The organism is Polyangium jinanense (genome assembly GCF_028435265.1).
Classification (GTDB): domain Bacteria; phylum Myxococcota_A; class Polyangia; order Polyangiales; family Polyangiaceae; genus Polyangium; species Polyangium jinanense.
This window is the reverse complement of sequence record NZ_JAGTJK010000008.1, coordinates 282,470-300,840: the sequence shown is the minus strand read 5'-3', so window position 1 is coordinate 300,840 and position 18,371 is coordinate 282,470. Positions and strand designations below refer to the sequence as shown.

At 70.9% G+C, this 18,371-nt stretch carries 15 protein-coding genes; 9 read left to right on the top strand and 6 right to left on the bottom strand.

What is annotated here, in order from left to right; genetic code table 11:
• Positions 1 to 1,293, bottom strand: a complete 1,293-nt coding sequence (locus KEG38_RS19005; RefSeq protein WP_272421125.1) for a metallophosphoesterase — start codon at positions 1,291 to 1,293, stop codon at positions 1 to 3.
• Positions 1,294 to 1,377: 84 nt separating this feature from the next.
• Positions 1,378 to 3,189: a bifunctional serine/threonine-protein kinase/formylglycine-generating enzyme family protein gene (locus tag KEG38_RS19000; RefSeq protein WP_272421124.1), complete on the bottom strand. Its 1,812-nt coding sequence runs from the start codon at positions 3,187 to 3,189 to the stop codon at positions 1,378 to 1,380.
• A gap of 81 nt (positions 3,190 to 3,270) precedes the next feature.
• Here KEG38_RS19000 and KEG38_RS18995 point away from each other — a divergent pair, with 81 nt between their 5' ends.
• Complete coding sequence (locus tag KEG38_RS18995) at positions 3,271 to 4,125, top strand: alpha/beta fold hydrolase (protein WP_272421123.1); 855 nt, start codon at positions 3,271 to 3,273, stop codon at positions 4,123 to 4,125.
• A complete protein-coding gene (locus KEG38_RS18990) occupies positions 4,122 to 5,717 on the top strand; it encodes a YiiX/YebB-like N1pC/P60 family cysteine hydrolase (protein ID WP_272421122.1) in 1,596 nt (531 codons plus the stop codon). Before KEG38_RS18995 ends, KEG38_RS18990 begins: the two co-directional genes overlap by 4 nt.
• Before the next feature lie 304 nt (positions 5,718 to 6,021).
• Here the strand turns inward: KEG38_RS18990 and KEG38_RS18985 are convergent, their stop codons facing one another.
• Positions 6,022 to 7,620, bottom strand: a complete 1,599-nt coding sequence (locus KEG38_RS18985) for a hypothetical protein (RefSeq protein WP_272421121.1) — start codon at positions 7,618 to 7,620, stop codon at positions 6,022 to 6,024.
• Between the two features lie 505 nt (positions 7,621 to 8,125).
• Between KEG38_RS18985 and KEG38_RS18980 the strand changes: the two genes are divergently transcribed.
• Together KEG38_RS18980 and KEG38_RS18975 are read left to right on the top strand one after the other, a co-directional pair.
• Positions 8,126 to 8,749: a hypothetical protein gene (locus tag KEG38_RS18980; protein ID WP_272421120.1), complete on the top strand. Its 624-nt coding sequence runs from the start codon at positions 8,126 to 8,128 to the stop codon at positions 8,747 to 8,749.
• Positions 8,736 to 9,998 (top strand): hypothetical protein, encoded by a 1,263-nt coding sequence (locus KEG38_RS18975; protein WP_272421119.1) that lies wholly within the window; start codon positions 8,736 to 8,738, stop codon positions 9,996 to 9,998. The genes KEG38_RS18980 and KEG38_RS18975 overlap by 14 nt, the downstream gene beginning before the upstream one ends.
• A gap of 4 nt (positions 9,999 to 10,002) precedes the next feature.
• Here KEG38_RS18975 and KEG38_RS18970 read toward each other — a convergent pair whose 3' ends face one another.
• Complete coding sequence (locus KEG38_RS18970; RefSeq protein ID WP_272421118.1) at positions 10,003 to 10,431, bottom strand: hypothetical protein; 429 nt, start codon at positions 10,429 to 10,431, stop codon at positions 10,003 to 10,005.
• Between the two features lie 158 nt (positions 10,432 to 10,589).
• On the opposite strand from KEG38_RS18970, the gene KEG38_RS18965 reads away from it, so the two are divergent.
• Entirely contained in the window at positions 10,590 to 12,251 is a 1,662-nt protein-coding gene (locus KEG38_RS18965) for a PAS domain S-box protein (RefSeq protein WP_272421117.1), read from the top strand.
• Here KEG38_RS18965 and KEG38_RS18960 read toward each other — a convergent pair.
• Positions 12,238 to 12,642, bottom strand: coding sequence for a PilZ domain-containing protein (locus tag KEG38_RS18960; protein WP_272421116.1), 405 nt, complete (start codon positions 12,640 to 12,642; stop codon positions 12,238 to 12,240). The genes KEG38_RS18965 and KEG38_RS18960 overlap by 14 nt on opposite strands.
• A gap of 90 nt (positions 12,643 to 12,732) precedes the next feature.
• Here KEG38_RS18960 and KEG38_RS18955 point away from each other — a divergent pair, with 90 nt between their 5' ends.
• The gene (locus KEG38_RS18955; protein ID WP_272421115.1) at positions 12,733 to 13,908 is read left to right on the top strand and encodes a Kelch repeat-containing protein; all 1,176 of its coding nucleotides are present in this window, start codon (positions 12,733 to 12,735) and stop codon (positions 13,906 to 13,908) included.
• A 163-nt stretch (positions 13,909 to 14,071) separates the two neighbouring features.
• Here the strand turns inward: KEG38_RS18955 and KEG38_RS18950 are convergent, their stop codons facing one another.
• A complete protein-coding gene (locus KEG38_RS18950; protein ID WP_272421114.1) occupies positions 14,072 to 14,902 on the bottom strand; it encodes a J domain-containing protein in 831 nt (276 codons plus the stop codon).
• A 56-nt stretch (positions 14,903 to 14,958) separates the two neighbouring features.
• On the opposite strand from KEG38_RS18950, the gene KEG38_RS18945 reads away from it, so the two are divergent.
• Genes KEG38_RS18945 through KEG38_RS18935 form a run of 3 tightly spaced genes read left to right on the top strand, consistent with a single transcriptional unit; the run spans position 14,959 to position 18,340 of the window.
• On the top strand, positions 14,959 to 15,771 hold the full coding sequence (locus tag KEG38_RS18945) for a hypothetical protein (protein ID WP_272421113.1): 813 nt from the start codon (positions 14,959 to 14,961) through the stop codon (positions 15,769 to 15,771).
• Positions 15,768 to 16,601, top strand: a complete 834-nt coding sequence (locus KEG38_RS18940; protein WP_272421112.1) for a S8 family serine peptidase — start codon at positions 15,768 to 15,770, stop codon at positions 16,599 to 16,601. The genes KEG38_RS18945 and KEG38_RS18940 overlap by 4 nt, the downstream gene beginning before the upstream one ends.
• A complete protein-coding gene (locus KEG38_RS18935) occupies positions 16,598 to 18,340 on the top strand; it encodes a tetratricopeptide repeat protein (protein WP_272421111.1) in 1,743 nt (580 codons plus the stop codon). The genes KEG38_RS18940 and KEG38_RS18935 overlap by 4 nt, the downstream gene beginning before the upstream one ends.
• The last annotated feature ends 31 nt before the right edge of the window (positions 18,341 to 18,371 follow it).

Below are 18,371 nucleotides of genomic sequence, written 5' to 3'. Positions count from 1 at the left end.
TCAGGCCGACACGAGCACGACGCGCGTCACCTCCGGCGGCGCGCCGACCCGCGCCGGCGGCCCCGCCGTGCCGAATCCGCGATTCACCCACAGCCGCGACCCATTCCGCTCGTAAAGCCCCGCCACGTAGCCATAAGGCAACACGAGCTTGCCCGGCTGCAAGGCCCCGAGATTGACCTGCCCGCCGTGCGTGTGCCCGGAAAGCTGCAAGGCCACCTGGCCCGCGGCGTCCGGGAAAAACACGGGGTTGTGGCAAAGCAAGACGCGCGGCAGATCCTTCGGGACGTGCGCGAGCGCGGCTTCGAGGTTCGGCCCATTCCCCGGCGAGAGGCGCCGCGCCCACACGTCCTCCACGCCGAGCAGCGCGAACCCGTCCTTGTCATCGCCGACGACGAAGCCGTCATTGCGCAGCACACGCGCCCCGGCCGCCTTCAAGGCCGAAACGACCTCGTCGATCCCCGCATACCAGTCGTGATTGCCCGGAATGGCCACGACGCCGTCCCGCGCGAGCGGCGCGATGTTTCGCACGAAGCGCCCGAGCATCTCCGCGTATTTCGCGTCGTTGTCGAGCAGATCCCCCGTGAGCACGATCCGATCGGGCCGCGCCTTGCGCACGAGCTCCTCGGCCGCGCGCATCTCGGCGTCGCCGACGAACGTGCCGAAATGAATGTCCGAGAGCTGGACCAGCGTATACCCGTCGAGGCGTTTCGAGAGCCCCGGGATCCGGACGGGCACATCCTCGATCACGTAATCGTGCCGGCCGAAGACCGCGCCATAAAATGAACTGCCCGAGCCCACGAGCAGCGCCGATCCCGTCACCGCCTGGCCGAGGAAGACGCGGCGCGTGGGCAGCGCCGGCCCCTTCTCGGGCGCAGGCTCGGTTTTCGCGGGCTCCGCGGCAGGCGCAGGCGCGGGCGCGGGCGCCGCAGGCTCGGTCGCGAGGGCGAGCACAGGCTCGGGCGCGGGCGCGGGGGCGGGCTCGGGCTTCACGCGCGACGCGAGCCACGTGAAAGGCAGGGCCCCGAGCTTCGCGAGATCGACGAGCAAGAGCAGGCCCGTGCTGATGAGCAAGGCGAGCAGGAGCGTGAACGCGACCTCGCCGAGCAGGCGCACGCCGAGGGCACGCGCGAGGATCATCGACACCATGGCCCCGAGCACCACGAAGAGGCCGGTTCGCTCGGCCCGCACGGAGAGCTCGAACGACTGCTTGACCCGACGGCCGAGGTAGAAGCTCGCAGCGAAAAGGACGAGCGAGACGACCACGAAAAAGATCACGAACCGCGGAATTCCCATGGGATGCCGTGCCCTCGGTCGCGGAGCGTAGCGCACGCCCGGGCCGCGCGGCAGGGGGCCGCCCGAAGAGATCCGGCTCGCCGCTCAGCGCGCCGATCGCACGCAACGAAAGCCGCCGCCCGCGAAGCGATAATGCGGCTCGAACCGGGTGCGCGAATAGGTCTTCAGCGATTGCGCGCCGAAGAGCCAGGACCCGCCGCGCATGACGTAGAGCGGATGCCGCGGCTTCGCAGTGTTCTTCGGGTTGCGCGAGGGGCCGTCCATGTAAAACGCCGGATCGTCGACGTCCTCGCACCACTCCCAGACGTTACCGGCCATGTCGAGGACGCCGTACGGCGACTGGCCCTCGGGATACGAGCCGACGGGCGCCGTGCCACGATGTTTTCCACCGTAATGGGCCCGCGTGGGCGTCGGCTCGGCCTTGCCCCAGGGATATCGCCGGCCGTCCGTCCCACGCGCGGCTTTTTCCCATTCGGCCTCCGTGGGCAAACGCTTGCCGGCCCACGAGGCAAACGCGCACGCGTCGTCCCACGAGACGTTCACCACCGGATGATCCTCGAGCCCCCGCGGCACGGCGCCACGCGCCCAGTGCGCGAGGAAACGACCGCCGCTCTCGTCAGCCGGCTTGTATCCGGTGACCTGCACGAAGAGCGCGAATTGCCGGTTCGTGACCGGCGCGCGATCGATGTAATACGCATCGAGGAAAACCTCGCGCCGATCCGGGCCCATGAGAAACGACCCCGCCGGCACGAGCACGGACTCGGCGCCGTCGGTGTCGCGCAGGACCGTCGCGAGCGGCGGAATGGACGTGCTGCTCGGGCGCAGGACGACGGGCCCCGGCGCGGGCTCGTCGATGGCGGCGAGGAGGCGCTCGCGGAACTCCGCGCACGTCTGCGGCCGCTGCGAGGGGTTTTTCGCGAGCGCGGAGAGGATGAGCTCCTCGAGCGGGGCCGGGATCTCGGCGCGGTGTTGCAAGGGCGGCGGGGGCTCGGCCTGGACGTGCGCCATCATCAGCGCGAAATGGTTGTCCTCGGGGAAAGGCGGCCGGCCCGCCGCGAGCTCGTAGAGCGAGACGCCAAGCGAGTAGACGTCCGAGCGATGATCGGCCGTCTTGTCGCCCCTCACCTGCTCGGGCGACATGTACCGGCAGGTGCCGAGCAGCGCGCCGCTCACGGTGTACGTCGTGCCTTCGAGGATCCGCGCGATGCCGAAATCGACGACCTTGGGGACGAGCTCGCCCGAAGGCCCGCGCATGACGAGCACGTTGTCGGGCTTGAGGTCGCGATGCACGATGCCCTGCCGGTGCGCCGCGTCCATCGCGTCGAGCACGGCCGCGAAGATCTCGCGGATCTCGACGAACGGCATGCGGCCGCGCCATTTCACGAGGTGATGCGCGAGCGTCTGCCCCTCGACGTGCTCCATCACGATGCCGAGCAGGTGCTCGTGCTCGATGAGGTCGAAGACGGAGACGACGTGCGGGTGTGAGAACGTGCGCAGGACGCGGGCCTCGCGGATGAAGCGGCGCCGGATCTCGGCGTCGCCCGCGAGGTTCGAGTGCAGGCACTTGATGGCGACCGTGCGGCCGAGCGCGCTGTCGTGCGCGCGGTAGACGACGCCCATGCCGCCCTCGCCGAGCACGCTCTGCACGGCGTACACGCCCGAGAGCACGGTGCCCGCGGGGATGCGCATGGGCGGAAGGCGGCTCGGCGTGGGCCCGGACGCGGGCGTGGGTTCGCGTTCGACCGGCGTCGTCGGCGCGAGCGCGCTCGGCACCTTCGCGAAGAGAACCGTGGGATCGGCCGCGGCCACAACGGGGGCGCCGCAATCGGCGCAAAACCGCGCCTTCTCGCCGATCACGGCGCCGCAACGCCGGCAGGAGGGCTCGCCCGAGGCCATGGGGGCGGCAGAGCTTCGCAGATCGCCGGGGTACCAGGCAAGACATCGTCGCGCCCGAACCCTGCGTGGTAAAAAGTGACCATGGTACTTCTGTCCGTCCTCGACCACGTGACGCGTGCGATGCTCGTGCGCCGCGGCGTCGAGAGCCGCTTCGTCGAAACGCCCGTCGGACGCGTGCACGTCTACGACGCGCGTGGCGAGGGAGCGGCCCCGCCGGTCGTGTTCCTGCATGGGATCGCCGCGTCCTCCGCGGTGTTCGCGCCGACCCTCGCCAGGCTCCGGAAAAAGAGCCGTCGCGTGCTCGCCGTCGACGCGCCGGGCCACGGCCTGTCGAGCCCGCCGTGGATGACGCTGGGGCCCGAGCGTCTGTTCGAATCCCTGGCCTACGTGCTCGATCACGAGCTCGACGCGAAGGCGCTCGTCGTGGGCAACTCGCTCGGCGGCGCGATGGCGCTCAGGTACGCGCAACGAAGGCCCGAGCGCGTCGCGGGCCTCGCGCTCACCTCACCAGGCGGCGCGCCGGTCGAGGATCCCGAGGAGCGCGAGCGTTTCCTGCGCGGCTTCGTCATCGAGAGCGTGCGCGACGCCCGCGACTTCCTCGGGCGCTTGAACCACGCCGTGCCGTGGTACGGGCCGCTCGTCGCGCCGGACATCGTGCGTATCTTCAAGAACCCATCCGTGCGTTCGATCCTCGACGGGCTCGAACCGCAACACTTCTTCGCCCCGGGCGAGCTCGCCTCGCTCGCCATGCCGATCCACGTGATCTGGGGCAAGTCGGACCGCGTGATCCCGCCGTGTTGCCTCGGGTTTTTCAAGAAAAACCTGCCTCCGCACACGGTCTTCCTGGAGCCCGAGGGCATCGGGCACTCGCCGCACACCGAGGACCCGAAGGCGTTCGCGGACTTCGTGCTCGGCGCGCTCGAACGGGCCTCGTGAGCCGCCGCCGCGCGCTGCGTCTCGCCGCGCTGTTCGTCGTGGTCGCCGTGGCGTTCGCGCTCTGGCGACGCGATCACGAGGAGGCCGGGTATCCCTTCACGCCGGATTTCCCCGGCGCGGCGGGCGTGCTCGCGCGGCTCGCGCCGCCGGTCCTCGATCGCGCCGAGGCGAACGACCTCGCGGAGCTCGACCGCGTGATCGGCCGGCTCGACGCCGCGCTCCGCAACGCCGAGGCCAAGAAGACGCTGCTCGGAGCCGAGCGCATCGACGCTCTTCGGGCGGAGGATCGCGGCGCGATCCGCGACGTCTGGTCCGACGCACTCGAGCCGCTGCTCGCGCTCGACGCGCTGAAGCACCGCTACCAGGGCTTCTGGAGCATCGACTACAAGGCGCACCCGCGCCTGCACGCCCGCGCGTATGCGCTCGCGTTCGCGGCGCTCTGCGCGGAGGTCGAGGCCGGGCATCGGCTGATCGAGCTCGTGGGCGGGCGCGACGTCGCGCCGAAGCTCTTCGACGAGGCGCGCGAGGACCTCGGTTTGCCCCCGGGCACGTTCGGCGCGCTGCGCAAGCACCTCGCGCGCTCACGTGACCTCGCGATCGTGCCGGCAGGCGAGGCTTGGTTCTCGACGTGGATCGAGCGGCACCTCGACGACGAGGGCGGCGCGAAGCTCGCGGGCCTCACGCGGGCGCGCACGGCGCGGGCGAAGGCGCGGCTCGGCGTCGAGGCGACGGCGAACGTGGCGCGGAACAAGGCCGAGGTGCTGCGCGGCGAGGCCTTCGAGCGCTGGTTCCCCGTGCAGAAAAACGTGGCCGAGTGGTTCGGCGACACGCGCGTCGTGGCCGAGGATCGACGGCTCATCTCGGATGCGCAGATCACGGAGCTCGGGCGCGCGCTCCGGCCCGGCGACATCATCGTCGAGCGGCGCAACTGGTACCTCTCGAACGTGGGTTTGCCCGGGTTCTGGCCGCATGCGGCGCTCTACGTGGGCACGCCGGAGGACATCCAGAAGACGTTCGACGCGGATCCCGAGACGCGGGCGCGCTTCGGCGTGTTCAGCGAGCACCTCGCGCGCGAGCGTGCCCGGGGCTGGAAAGAGCTCAGCGAGAAGGACGCTTCCGAGCACCCGCACACGGTGATCGAGGCCGTGAGCGAAGGCGTCGTGGCCGCGTCGCTCGAGCACTCGTGCGGCGCCGATTACGTGGGGGCACTCCGGCCGCGGCTCTCGCTCGTGGAGATCGCGGCGGCGATCGATCGCGCGCTCGGTTTCGTGGGCCGGCCCTACGATTTCAACTTCGATTTCGGGACGGATGACGAGCTCGTCTGCTCGGAGCTCGTCCTCAAGGCGTACGAGCCGAAGAACGACGGCGCGCCGGGGCTCCGGATCCCGTTCGTCAGCATCGCCGGCCGCCGCGCGGTGCCGCCGACGGAGATCGTGCGCCTGTTCGCGGCGGAGCAGTCCCGCGAGGATCGCCAGCTCGATTTCGTGTATTTCCTCGACGGGCGCGAGCGCAAGGAGCGCGCGATCGTGGCGAACGCGGACGCTCTCGCCCAGAGCGCGCGCCGGGCGAAATGGGACATCGTGCAGCCCTGACGGCGCAGCGCCGGGGTTTCACCCCGGACCCGAGCAGGGGCTGTCCGCCCCTGCACCCGGACCAGGCACGGCCTGGACCGAAGGCGGAGAAACCGCGCGATGCGCGTTTTCTCCGACGGGCCCGTGACAAGACCACGAACCATGTTGCCAGCCGAGACGGCAGCGCTGCCCTGCCGGGTGGCGACGTTGTTCCTGTCGACAGCGCGCATCGCGCGCTGTCGCCCCGCGTCCAGGGCTTGCCCTGGTCCGGGGTGCAGGGGGCGGACAGCCCCCTGCTGGGGTGCGGGGCAACGCCCCGCGCATCTCACGGCGCGCCGGGATCGATCTTCACCTCGTCGCGTGGCCGGGCGCGGTAAAACAGGCTGCGTTTCGGCGCCTCGGCCATGATGCCCTCCCAGGTGCGGCGGCGCGGGCGCTTCATCTGATCGGCGAGACCAAATGGAAACCCCGTCACGGGGTCGGCGCGCTCGACGAAGATCGCGTGCTGGTGGATGTGCTTGTCGCGCTTCTCGCCCTGGATGGAGACGATGTCGCCCGGACGAACCTCGTCCGCGAAATCGCGTAGCTCCGCGAAGAACCGCGAGCGCTCGCCGAAGGGGATACGCTCCTCGCCGCGGAAGCGGCGGACCTCGAAGAGCTCGGGCTTCGCCTCGGCGAACTCGCCGAACGAGATGACGCCGCGCCGGTTCTTGATGCCGGATTCGTCGAAATCGAGACGGCCCACGGCGCGGCCGGGTTTGTCGCCGCGGGCGCGGTACCAGGTGCCCGCAGCGCGCTCGTAGGTATCGAGGACGAAATCGACGCAGACCTCGGGCGGGCGCGGGCGGCCGGTGGCGTCGAAGACCGCGTAGCGTTTGTCCTCGAAAGAGAAACTGTCGCGGCCTTGGAGATAGGCCGTCATCCATTGTGGCCTGAGGATGCCGTCGCGAAAATGGTCGGGCTCGGCCTCGGGGCGATCGAACGGGAGCGCCTCGTCGACGGCGCGGCTCACGGCCTCGCGGATCGCCTGCATCGCGCGGCGTTTTTGCGCGGTCTTGTCCTGGAAGGCGCGGACGGCGTCGCGGATGGGGCGCTCCTCGGCGATGCATTCGAGCGAGAGGCGCGCGCCATCTCCGCGGAGGAGCGCCGCGGCCCAGGTCTCGCCGAAGCGGAGATCGGCGACGATCGCGGATTCGGTCGTGTGGCGGAGGCGCGCGCGCTCGAAGCCGATTTCGTCGGCGAGCGCGGCGAGGTCGCGGTGGAGCGGACGTTCGAGCTCGGCCTCCGTCACGGCGACCCGATCGCCGAAAAGCAGATCGGCGGGTTTGCCCGCGGCGTCTTGATAGCGGATTTCGCGGCGGACCTCGACGCGATCGAGGGCGCGGATCTCGTGGCCGCGCAGGAGATGGATGCGGGGCTCGTCGAAGAGGTCCGGCAGCGTGATTTGTGTGACGAGGGCGAGGGCGTCCGCGGGGTCGGACGTATAAGCGTAGCCCTCGCGGAGGACGAGGGCGCGGAGGGCGCGGGGATCGCCGCGGTGCCGCTTCCGTAGCCCGCCGACGCGGCCGCCCGGGCGCTCCTTGGCGAACAGGCGGGCCGAGGGGACGAGGCGCGCGTCGAGGTTCTCCTCGGGCACCGGCGCGGGCTCACGGACGAAGACGACAGGCTCGCCGCGGGCGCGGCCAAGGATCTCGATCCGGGCGGCGTCGAAGGCGGGCGCCCCGGGGGATGCGGGCGAGGCGAGGATGTCCGCGACGCGGCGCCGGCAGGCAATGGCCTCGTCCTCGACGTTCGGGGCGGCCGGCGCGGGGGCGGAGGCGGTGGGCGCTGCCGTGCTGGCGAGCGCGGGCACGGGGAGCGGGCCGCGGTCACAGGCGAGGCCGAGGAGCGGAAGGACGACGGTCGGGAGGAGTGCCCAGCGCATGGGGGGACCGATGGACGAACGAGGGGGCCCGGGGAATTCCCACGATCGAGGCGCGGCGTCCATCCGCCGGCGCATCCAACGCGACCGGGCGAGCGTCGTTGCCTCGGATCGGACGAGTAATGTCCGATGTCCCGTGAATACGACGACGCACTGCGCCGTGGGCCGCGGCAAGGGGACATGGACATTGTCAGTCCCATCGCCGGACATTCTCCTCGACAATCACGAACGCGCCGGATCTCCTTTGAAACAAGGGCTTCCGGCTTTTTTCCAGGAATTCGGTTCGCGGACGGAGAATGTCCGATCGCGGGATCGATTCCATTGCGGCGAACCCGGAGATTGCGTATGCATGGGCTCACGGCTCGCGGGACATGAGCCGGCGCTCGGGGAGGCCGATCGCGCGAGAAGCGCGGCGTGGGCCGTCTTTTGTGCGGAGTGCGGCCGAACGTGGGCGCGCCCCCATTTCGAGCGAACGACGAACGACTCGAACCATTCCTCGGACCTGGCCATGCAAGGAATCGACGTCTTCTTGAATACTTACGTGCGGATCGACGAGGGAACGGCCGTGCTCCTCTGCTCGCATCGCTCCTCGGTGCGTACGGCGGCGTGGATCTACGCGGCGCTCTTCACGCGCGGCACGGGCCCCGAGATGTATTGCTTCGAAGAAGACGACGAGGTCGGCGACGAGGCGGTGACGGCAGCGATCCAGGCGCTCCGCGCGCGTCCGGGCGTGCGGCGCGTGGCCGTGATCGTATGCGAGCCGGGCGGACCGTCTCTGCAAAACGCGCTCTCGGCGGCCCAGGGTGACAAGCCCGAGCGGACGCCGATCTTCCGCATCTCCGGGCGCGGGATGGGGATCTTCGAGACGGGATTCGCCGCGGCCGAGGACGACCTCGAAAACGAGGGCCTCGGGCTCACGCCGAGCGACATCGACGATCTGCTCACGCAATGCGACACCGAAATGGGCGATCTCGACGATCGCGATATCGAGGAGGTCGCCGCGATGGCCCTGGAAGAGGATATCGACGCGCTGAGCGACGAGGAGCTCGCCGCGCTCGCCGAGCTCGAGGACAGCGAGCTTCTGGAGCTCGCGACGGCCTGGGGCGAGGAGGGTTTCCGTGTACTTGCTTGAAGAGGTGCCCGTGCGACGAAATGCATTGCAGCAACCTTCGAGCGGCCCCGCGTCGCGGCGGCGCGTGGACGGGCGGTTCCTCACGGACGAGCCGCTCGCGCCCTACGACCGCCACGTGCGGCGGGAGCTCGCAAGCTGGTCGGCCGAGGCGCTGCGAAGGCTCGACGAAGCGCCCGAGGACCCGACGGAGCGCGCCGCGGCGCTCGCCCGCGCGCATCAGGACGCGGCCCTCATCGCGAGTTACCTGGACCGCCCGAACGAGGCGCGGCTCGTCTGTCACGCGGGGCTCGATTGCGTGGCGGAGCACGCGGAGACGTCGGGCGACGAGGCCATCTTGCTCCTCGGCTTCGGTCCGCTCGTGGAGCTGTCGCGGCTCGACGCGCGGCTCGGCCGGACCGACGAGGCGCTCTGCGTGCTGGAACGGCTCGCGGGGCTCCTGCGCGGTCAGGGGCTCGCATTCGGGGCGCTTTCGATCTCGGCCGCGACCTGGGCCCGCATCGGGCCGGGGGAAGGCGGCGCCGAGGGCGCGCTCGCGTCGATGGTGGCGATCGAGACGGAGCGGACGCTGCTCGGATCGGGGCGTCACGAGGCCGCGCTGGAGATCGCGCGGGGTCAGGCGCCGTCGCCGCACGATCCGGTGCTCGAAGCGATGCGGCGTGAGGCCTACCTGGTCTCGCTCTGCAGGCTCGGTCGTGGTGAGGAGGCGCTGCTCGTGGCCGCGCTCTGGGCCGCGGAGGCGCACCCGATCCGGCGGCCGATCTTCGAGATCCGCCACGCCGAGGCGCTCGCCGCGTTCGGCGATCCGGTGCGGGCGCACGCGATCGCCGAGGAGTGCGTGCGGCGCGTGGAGTCGCGCCTCGCGGCCGGGCCCGCGACGCTGTTCGATCTGACGATCGCGGCGCGCGTGTCGCGGCTGCTCGCGACGCTCGGAGATCCCCTCGCCGGCGAGCTCTGCCGGACGGCGCTGCCGGCGGCGACGTCGCTCGGAGACGTGCCGCTCACGGCGGAGCTCGCGTTGCGGATCCTCGCGACGGACAAACGCACGGAGGTGCGCGCCGAAGCGCTCGAAGCGCTGCGCGCGATCGCGACGGGCAGCGGCTATCGGATCCCGGCGGTGGAGCGCGCGGTCGAGGCTGAGGACGGGCCGCTGCTCACGCGCTCGTTGAAGGAACGCGCGCCGAGTTATCCGCGGCTCTTCGAACGCCTGCTCGGCTTCCCGCCCGATGCGCTCGATCGTTCGTCGAAGTGACGAGCTAGTAGGAAGACACGCGCCCCTCCGCGATCCTGGCGAGTTTTTCGCGTGCGCCGGCGAGCCATGCGCGCGCCTCGACCTCGTCCTTGCCGTGGAAGAGGAGCCGCTTGTGGTTGCCGAGCAGCACGGTGGCTCGCATGGCCATGTCGAGCGCGATGCGCGTCGCGAAGCCTCCACCGTACGTGGCGATGGCGCGCGGCGGCATGCGCGGATCGGGGGCACGCACGAGTTTCCACCCCGCGGTCGACAGATGGCCCGAGCGCCCCAGCGGGACGAGCACGAGGACGTAAGGCTTCGAAAGCGTCCACGTCACGACGTCTCGAATCATCGGGCTGATCTCGTCCCCGATGTCGCCGTGTAGGTCGATGAACACGAGATCCGGATCCTCGAACACGAGGCGGTGCGTACCGAAGACGACCTCTTGACTCACCCATCCTCCTTCCCAACCGTCCGATGTAGCAGAAACACGCGCTCGCAACGCCGTCGCGGCGCCTTCAACGCCGTCGACGGACGCGCGTGCATCGTGCGAGGATGCGCCCCCAAACAGGCGCAATCCGCGCGCTGGCTCATCAAGGACACGAAGGGGTGATGGAGCATCGGGACGAGGTGGAGGCGCTGCGCGCCGAGGTGAGCGCGCTCCGAGCAGAGCTCGCAGAGGCCCGCACAGCGCGTGACCGGGAGAGGCATCTCGCATCGGGCTACCGCGAGCTCTTCCACGGCGTCCCCACTGCCATGGTCCTGACCGACGGCCTCGGGCGCTTCGTGGACATGAACGAGGCCTTCGTCGCGCTGCTCGGCTACACCCTCGACGATCTGCGGGGCCGTTCTTCCGACGAAATTTCACATCCGGATGATCTGCCGGTCGAACGGCCGCTCGTCGCCGCGCTCACGCGCGGCGCGCGGTCGTTCGTGGAGTTCGAGAAGCGCTACCGCCGCAAGGACGGGACCTGGATGTGGGCGCGCCTGTACACGGGCGTCGTGCGGAACGAGCAGGGCGAGATCGTCGCGTCGTACGGGGCGCTGAAGGACGCGGAGGAGGAGCTCAGCACCACGGTGACGTCGGTGCGCGCGGTCGAGGCGCGCAACCGCGCCCTGCTCGACGCGGTGCCCGATCTGCTCTTCGTGATGAGCCGCGACGCGCGGTTCCTCGACTGCAAGCCCGCGCGCGACGTGCCGTTGCTCGTCGCGCCGGCGCAGTTCCTCGGCCGGCGGCTCGTCGACGTGTTCGACACCGACTGGGCGCGAAGGCAAGCCGATGTCATTCGCGACGTGGCCGAGGACGGCGAGCCGAGGATGGACGGCTATTCCGTCGACACGCCCGACGGCTCCATGCATTTCGAGGCCCTGTACTCGCGAGCGAGCACGGGCGAGGTGGTCGTCGCGATCCGGGACATCACGAAGCGCGTGCAGGCGGAAGTCGAGCGGGATCGTCTGGCGCGCGAGGTGAGCGCGCAAGTGAACGAGCTGCGGCTGTGGAAGGCGCTCGCCGACCGCGCACCCGACGGGATCTCGATCGTCGGCCTCGACGGCAAACTCACGTACGCGAACGCGGCGTTCGAGGACATGATCGGTCGAGGCCCGCTCGTCGGGACCAACGTGGCGCGCCTGCTCGCGACGGCCGAGGAGGCGCGGACCATCGACACGACGCTCCGGTCCGAGGGCCAGTACCGCGGGGAGCTCGTGCTCCTGCGCGGCGATCGGTCGCAGCTCTCCACGCATGGCGTGCTGTTCGTCATGACGAACGAGGACGGGACGCCCGCGTCGTTCGGTACGATCATGCGGGATCGGACCGAGGAGCGGCGCGCGGAGGAGGAGCGGCTGCTCCTGCGCGAGAAGCTCATCGAGGCGCAGCAGAAGCTCATCGAGGAGCTCGAGACGCCGATCCTGCCCGTGGCGCCCGGCGTCCTCGTGATGCCGCTCGTGGGGCGGGTGGATTCGGCCCGCGCCGAACGGCTGCTCGGATCGCTGCTCGAGGGGACCACGGCGCACGGGGCGCGCGTGGTGATCCTCGACATCACGGGCGTGCCCGTGGTGGATGCAGACGTGGCCGAAGGCCTCGTGCGGGCCGCGCGCGCGGTGCGGCTGCTCGGCGCCGAGACGATGCTCACGGGCATCGGCCCCCTCGTAGCGCGGCAGCTCGTCGCACATGCCGAGGAGGTCTCGGTGCTCCGGCCGTGCAGCACGCTCGAACGTGCGGTCGCGATCGCGTTCGGGATGTCGCGGCGCGGCAGCAGGCCTAAAGCAAGCTGATCATGTCGACCGTCCCGGCGTAATCGACGCGCGGCTCGCGCGACGATGTGACCGTGGGATACGCGCAGAGCGCCTGTTCGAGGGCGTGGCGCGATCCATCCCGTGGGAGCTCGAACGAAATGCCGACGCCGTGGCGGCCCTCGAGCTCGCCGGCGATCCGCGCGACCTTGCCGCGCGCATCGATCCATTGCTCGCGCCCGGGGATGCGGAGCGTGATCAGGACGTCGTCGCCCACGGCGGCGGGCCCGTCCGAGACGAGGAGCATTCCGCAGGTGGACAGGTCGACGCCCCGAGCGCCGAGCAGGGTGAAGTCGTCCTCGCGCACGACCTGACACTCGACAGTCACGGCATGGCGCGGGGCGCGCCGCTCGTTGGCTAGCAACATCTCCATCAGTGGCCTCCTCGCGCGGAGCCTACCGAGCCCCCTCGACACGGCCAAGAAAGCGCCTTTCCCACACCGCGTTGGGATACGCTCGGAACCATGCTCTCGCGTACCTTTCTCCTCGCGCTCCTGCCTCTCGCCTGCCTCGCCTGCAGCGATCCGGACTCGAACGAGCCGCCGCCGATCCAAGGCGGGCCGCCGAAGGAGATCGTCTGGAGCGCCCTGCCCACGGACGGCGCGCCTGCGCCACGGTACGCGCATTCGGCCGTGTGGACGGGCTCGAGGATGATCGTGTGGGGCGGCGATCTCGGGGGAAACCCGGCCGCGACGAATACGGGCGGCAGCTACGATCCGGCCACGCGCACGTGGACGAGCACGAGCACGACGGGCGCGCCGGCCGCGCGGTTCTCGCACACCGCATTGTGGACGGGCTCGAAGATGATCGTGTGGGGCGGCTTCGGCGCGACGGATCTCGAAGCGGCGGGCGGGATCTACGATCCGGAGACGGACACGTGGGCGCCGATGAGCACGATGGGACAACCGCCGCCGCGCTTCGCGCACACCGCGGTGTGGACCGGTTCGAAGATGATCGTGTGGGGCGGCGCGAGCGGGGCGAACGTGCTCAATTCGGGCGGGATCTACGATCCGGCGACCGACACGTGGACGAGCACGAACGGCGCGGGGAGCCCGCCGGCGCGCCGCTACCATGGGGCCGCGTGGAACGGGAAGCAGATGCTGGTCTGGGGCGGGACCGACGCGTTCGATTGGCGGAACGACGGCATGATGTTCGATCCCACGGGGACGCCGCAGGGCGTGTGGATCCAATCGACGAGCACGAGCGGCGCGCCGGAGGGTCGCGAGCGCATGACCGTGGTCGCCACGGGTCCGTCGTTCCTCGTGTGGGGCGGATGGAATGGCGGCGTCAACTTGAACACGGGCGGCCAGCTCGACGCGGAGTCGATCGAATGGACGCCGATGACGATCAACGGCGCCCCGGGCGCGCGCGCCGACCACGCGAGCGTATGGGCCAGCAATCACCTCGTCGTGTGGGGAGGTTGTCAGGAAACACCGTGCATGCCGGACAGGATCGAGGGCGACGGGGGGCAATACGTGCCGAGCAGGAGCGGCGGCACGTGGTACCCGATCACGGCGCAGGCGAGCCTCTCGCCGCGGTATGGGGCGACACTCGTGTACACGAAGAGCTCGGTGATCGCGTGGGGCGGGCGAACAGATCCGTCGACGCGGACGAATACGGGCGCTGAAGCGCCGCTTTGAGCTAGAGCGCCGAACAGTTCGGCGCTCTGCGAGATCGCGACGCGGTTTTCGCCTCGGGGGGTGAATCGGCCGGGCTTTGCCCGGACGAGAGGGGGACGCGAGGCGTCCCCCTCGGGACGAAAGAAGCCTAGAACATCGAGCGGTTGTCAAACCGATCGATGTTCTAGGCGACGAGCACGTGATACGCCGCGCTGACTTCGGCGAACCGGGCGGCGTTGCGATCCCGCGTCGCCGCGGGGGCGGTGACGTGGCGATCGGGATGGAGCTCGATCGCGAGCTTGCGGAAGGCGCGCCTCACGTCGTCCTGGCCGGCCGTCTCGGGGAGGCCGAGCTTCTGCAGCGCGCGCCGCTTCGCCTCGGGGATCGGATGTCCAAACCGCGAGGACGACCCGCGCGGCGGCTCGGTGCGTCGCCCTTCGTCGGCCTTCGGCGCGCCGGGGTAAAACCTCTGCGCGCGCGCCGGCGCGCGGCGGTAGCGAACCTCGGACGCGGGGACGAGATCACGAAGACGCGGGCGGCCCACCAGGAAATCACACGGTTCGAGCGGGTGAACACGGCGCGCTGCGGCCTTCGTGGGCCTGGCCGTATGGAACGCGACAGCCGCGTCCTCTAGCTCGAACAGCGCGTCGAGCTTCATGCGGAGCTGCACGCGCAGCGCGGCCTCGACCGTCGCCGGATCCGCGAGGCGCTCCGCGACGAGGATCTCCCCGCTCGGCCGCGGATCACCATCGCCGAGCCGACGCAGGAGCGCGCGAAACGCAGGATCGGCGAGGAAACCTTCGCGCCGAAGAAGCTCACCGAGCGGCGGCGCAGGCAAGCTCGTTTCCACGCCGGCGACGAGGCCCGAGGCCAGGTGGATCTTGTGTCGCGACGTCGCCGCGCCCGGAGGCGCCCAGAGATCGGTGAGCTCGAGCGTGCCCGTCGTCCGCTGGCGATACAGCCTCCCGAGCAGATCCCCGAGCGTCGTCGCCGAGAGCCGGCTGGGCAGGATCATGGGCGTCGGTTACCCAAAGCCTCCGATCGTGGCCAAGTTTTTGTAGGATGCGGGCCATGACGCTTCCCGCGCCCGCCGCCGACGTCGCCCGAGCCTCGTTGCTCGGCTTCTCGAGCCGGCTGCGAGATCTGCTCGCCACGCTGGAGTCCGCCGCCCTCGTGGGTCAATCGGAGGTGCGCATGCGCGGCCTCGGCGAACACCTGCGCTTCGCGTGCCTCGCCCTCCCCTGCGCCGAGGCGCTCGTCGCGCTCGAAGTGGAGACGCTCGGCCGGCTCAGCGTCCCCGTCGTGGCCAACACGCAAGGTTATCGCCGCACCACGCTGGAGTTTCTGCCGAGCGGGACGCCTTTCGCCTACTTGCTCGGCGGCGGCGGCGCGCACGCGGCGGAGCTCGGCCCCGACGATCCGATGATCGCCGCGCTGCGCCCCGCCCTCGCGACGAAGCCCACGGCCGGCATCTTCGTCCCGATCCGCATCGGCGAGTCCACGATCGGGGGCGCGGCGCTGCTCGCGGAGGACGCGCCGCTCGGCGATCACCACCTCGAGATGGCCGAGCGCCTCGCCGAAGTGCTCGCGTTGACGGTGGAGTCGTTCCGCACCGAGCAGATGATCTTCTCGCTCTTCGCGCGGGCGCTGCCGGACCTGCTCGGCGCGGACGCGCCCACGTCGCTGCGCGAGTCGCTCGCGCAGTACATCCACGCGCTCCGGCTCGGGCCGACGTACAAGGAGCGGCTCGAGCTCGCGCTCGCCGTGGGCAAGCTCTGCGATCGCGGGCCGGCCGAGGCCATGCTCTGCGCCGAAGTGCTCGCGCGCATCGACGCCTACGCGGCCTCGATGGGCGGCGTCGCTTCCTACGACGGGACGCCATGACGGAGACGAACCCCGAAGCGGCGGAAGAGCCCCGGCGCGTGCGTGTCGCCCTCGTGGACTCGGGCGTGGACACGTCGCACCCGTGGCTCGTGAACGCAGAGCTCCGCTCGCTGCGCGTCGAGCGAAAAGGCGAAGGGTACGCGGTTTGTCCCGACGATCCGGTCGATCGATCGGGTCACGGGACAGCGTGCGCGGGCATCATCCACAGGCTCGCGCCGTTCGCCGAGATCACGAGCGTCTGCGTGCTCTCGCCCGAGGGCCGATGCTCGCGCGACGGGCTGCTCGCGGCGGTGCGCTTCTGCGTGCGCGAGGGCTTCGACGTGGTGAACCTGAGCCTCGGCATCGACGTGCCCAAGGGCGCGCCGCTCCGGCCGACCGACTACAAGTCGATCGTCGAGCTCTACGAGATCGCGGACATCGCCTACACGGCCGGCGTCGTGCTCGTCGCCTCGGGGCCGAACGCGTCGGCGTTCCGGACCTATCCGGGCCGCTTCAAATCCCTGATCGGCGTGGGGCGCGCGTCGTCCGACGATCCGGAGTTCTTGCGGACCGAAATCACGGTCGACTGGGAGATCCTCGCGCCGGGCAACGACGTGCTCGCGCCCGCGCTCGGCGGCGGTGAGCGGCGGTGGACGGGCACCTCGTTCGCCGCGCCCCACGTGGCGGCGCACGTCGCGCGGCTCCGGCGCGACCGATCCGATCTCTCGATCCAGGACATCAAGGCCGCGCTGCACGCGCTCGCGGCCCGGCGGCTCGAACGCGAAGCAGGCCTTCCGCGTGTCTCGATGCCCCCCGCGCAGATCGATCACGGAGGCGCGCTCTCATCATGATCCGTCCCTTGGACCCCCTGAACGAGGTCTCTTCGATCGCGCGGCTCCTGAAGAGCGCGCCCGCGGAGGAGGCGCACGCCGAGATGGCGCGCCTCGAAACCCAAGGCCTCGACCCCTTGCGCGCCGCCGCGCGAAACTTCGCGAAAGGCGCTCTCGGACAGCGCGAAGGCGCGCTCGACGTGGCCCGCGAGAGCCTGTCCGCGGCGGCCGCGGCGTTCGCGGATCTCGGCGAAACACGCGCGAGCAAGATCGCGCGGTGCGAGGCGCTCCTCGCGGCCGTGCGGCGGGGCCCGCGCCCGGTGTATCGCGAGTCGATCGCGACGCTCGAGGCGATCACACGGGAGGCGGACGGCGACGCGCTCGTCGAGGTCGTCGCGACGCACTACCGCGGCACGGCGGAGCGGCTGCTCGGCGACGCGGCCGCGACGCAGCGGAGCCTGCTCTGGGCGCTCGAACGATCGCAGCCGTTCCTCGACGAACGCGCGAAGATCCTGAACTCGCTCGGCACGCTCTACGTGGTCATGGGCGCGCACGGCGCGGCGCGGGAGCTGCTCGAGCACGCGGCCGAGCTGCACCACCAGCACGGCGACGTCATTGGCGAGGCGATCTCCTTCGGTCAGCTCGGCTCGGCCGCGCTCGCGCTCGGCAACCTCGAACGCGCGCGGCATTTCTTGCAGCGGCAAGAGTGGCTCTGCTCGCGCGTCGGCGACGTCTTCGGCCAGGCCCGCGCGCTGAACTTCCTCGCGGACGTGGCGAGCGCGCGTGGCCGCCCCGACGACGCCCTCGCCCTCGCGACCCGCGCCCGCGAGATCGCTGCCGCCGCGCGCCCGCCGCTCCGCCTGTGGATCGCCTACGCCACGCGCGCGATCGGCCGCGCTCGGATGGACCTCGGCGATACGAACGCGCGTGAAGAACTCGAAGCGGCCGCGACGCTGTTCGGCGAGGTCGGCAATCCCCTCGGCGCCGCGCTGACGAGCTGGGATCGCGCGCGGATCGAGGCACGCGCGAACGCCGCCGCGCCCGAGCCGCGGGCGCACGCGAGCTTCTTCGGCCCCGCCTCGCAGCTCGCCGCGCTCGGCCTCTCGGGCCGCGTCGCCGAGGTGCTACGGGACGATCGCACGTTCTCCCGGTCCGACGCGCGCGCCTCCGAGAAGGCCATCGCGGCCGCGTCGCAGGGCTTGCCGCACCTCTCCGTGGCGCAGGAGGTGGAGCTCCTCCACGGCTCGCCGGACGAGCTCGCGCGCCTGGCCGAGGCGAAGACCACCGCACAACGCAACCTCGCCCGCCTCTCCTCGTTTTGCCTCGCTCCCCCGGGCCTCCTCGTGGCGGCCGTGGCGAGCCCGAGCGCGGGCACAGGAAGGCCCTCGCTGCCTTCCGAGCGCAGCGCGGCCGCGGCGATCGCGGACATGCCCGGCCTCGTCGTGTGGGCCTGGGTCGCGAGCGCGCCGGTCGACGAGGTGGCTCGAGATCTCGCCTCGCTGAAGGTCGCGCTCGGCGGCGATGCGCGGGCGAGGCTCTCACGCGTGGCGGACGCGCGGGTACTCTCGGCGCCACTCGCGGGCGAAGTCGGGCCCCTCGTCGAGGCGCTGGATCTCGGCCCGATCGTGGCTGCGGCGCTCTCCTTGCCGCCGGGGACGCTCGAGGTCGGCGCGGGCATCACGTGGGATGCCGAGGCCGAGGGGCGCGCGGTGATGGCGGGCTTTGGGGTGCGCAGGGATCCTACGGACGGGCCCGCTTGACGTAACGTCACCTCCCCCTATGTTCCGCGTC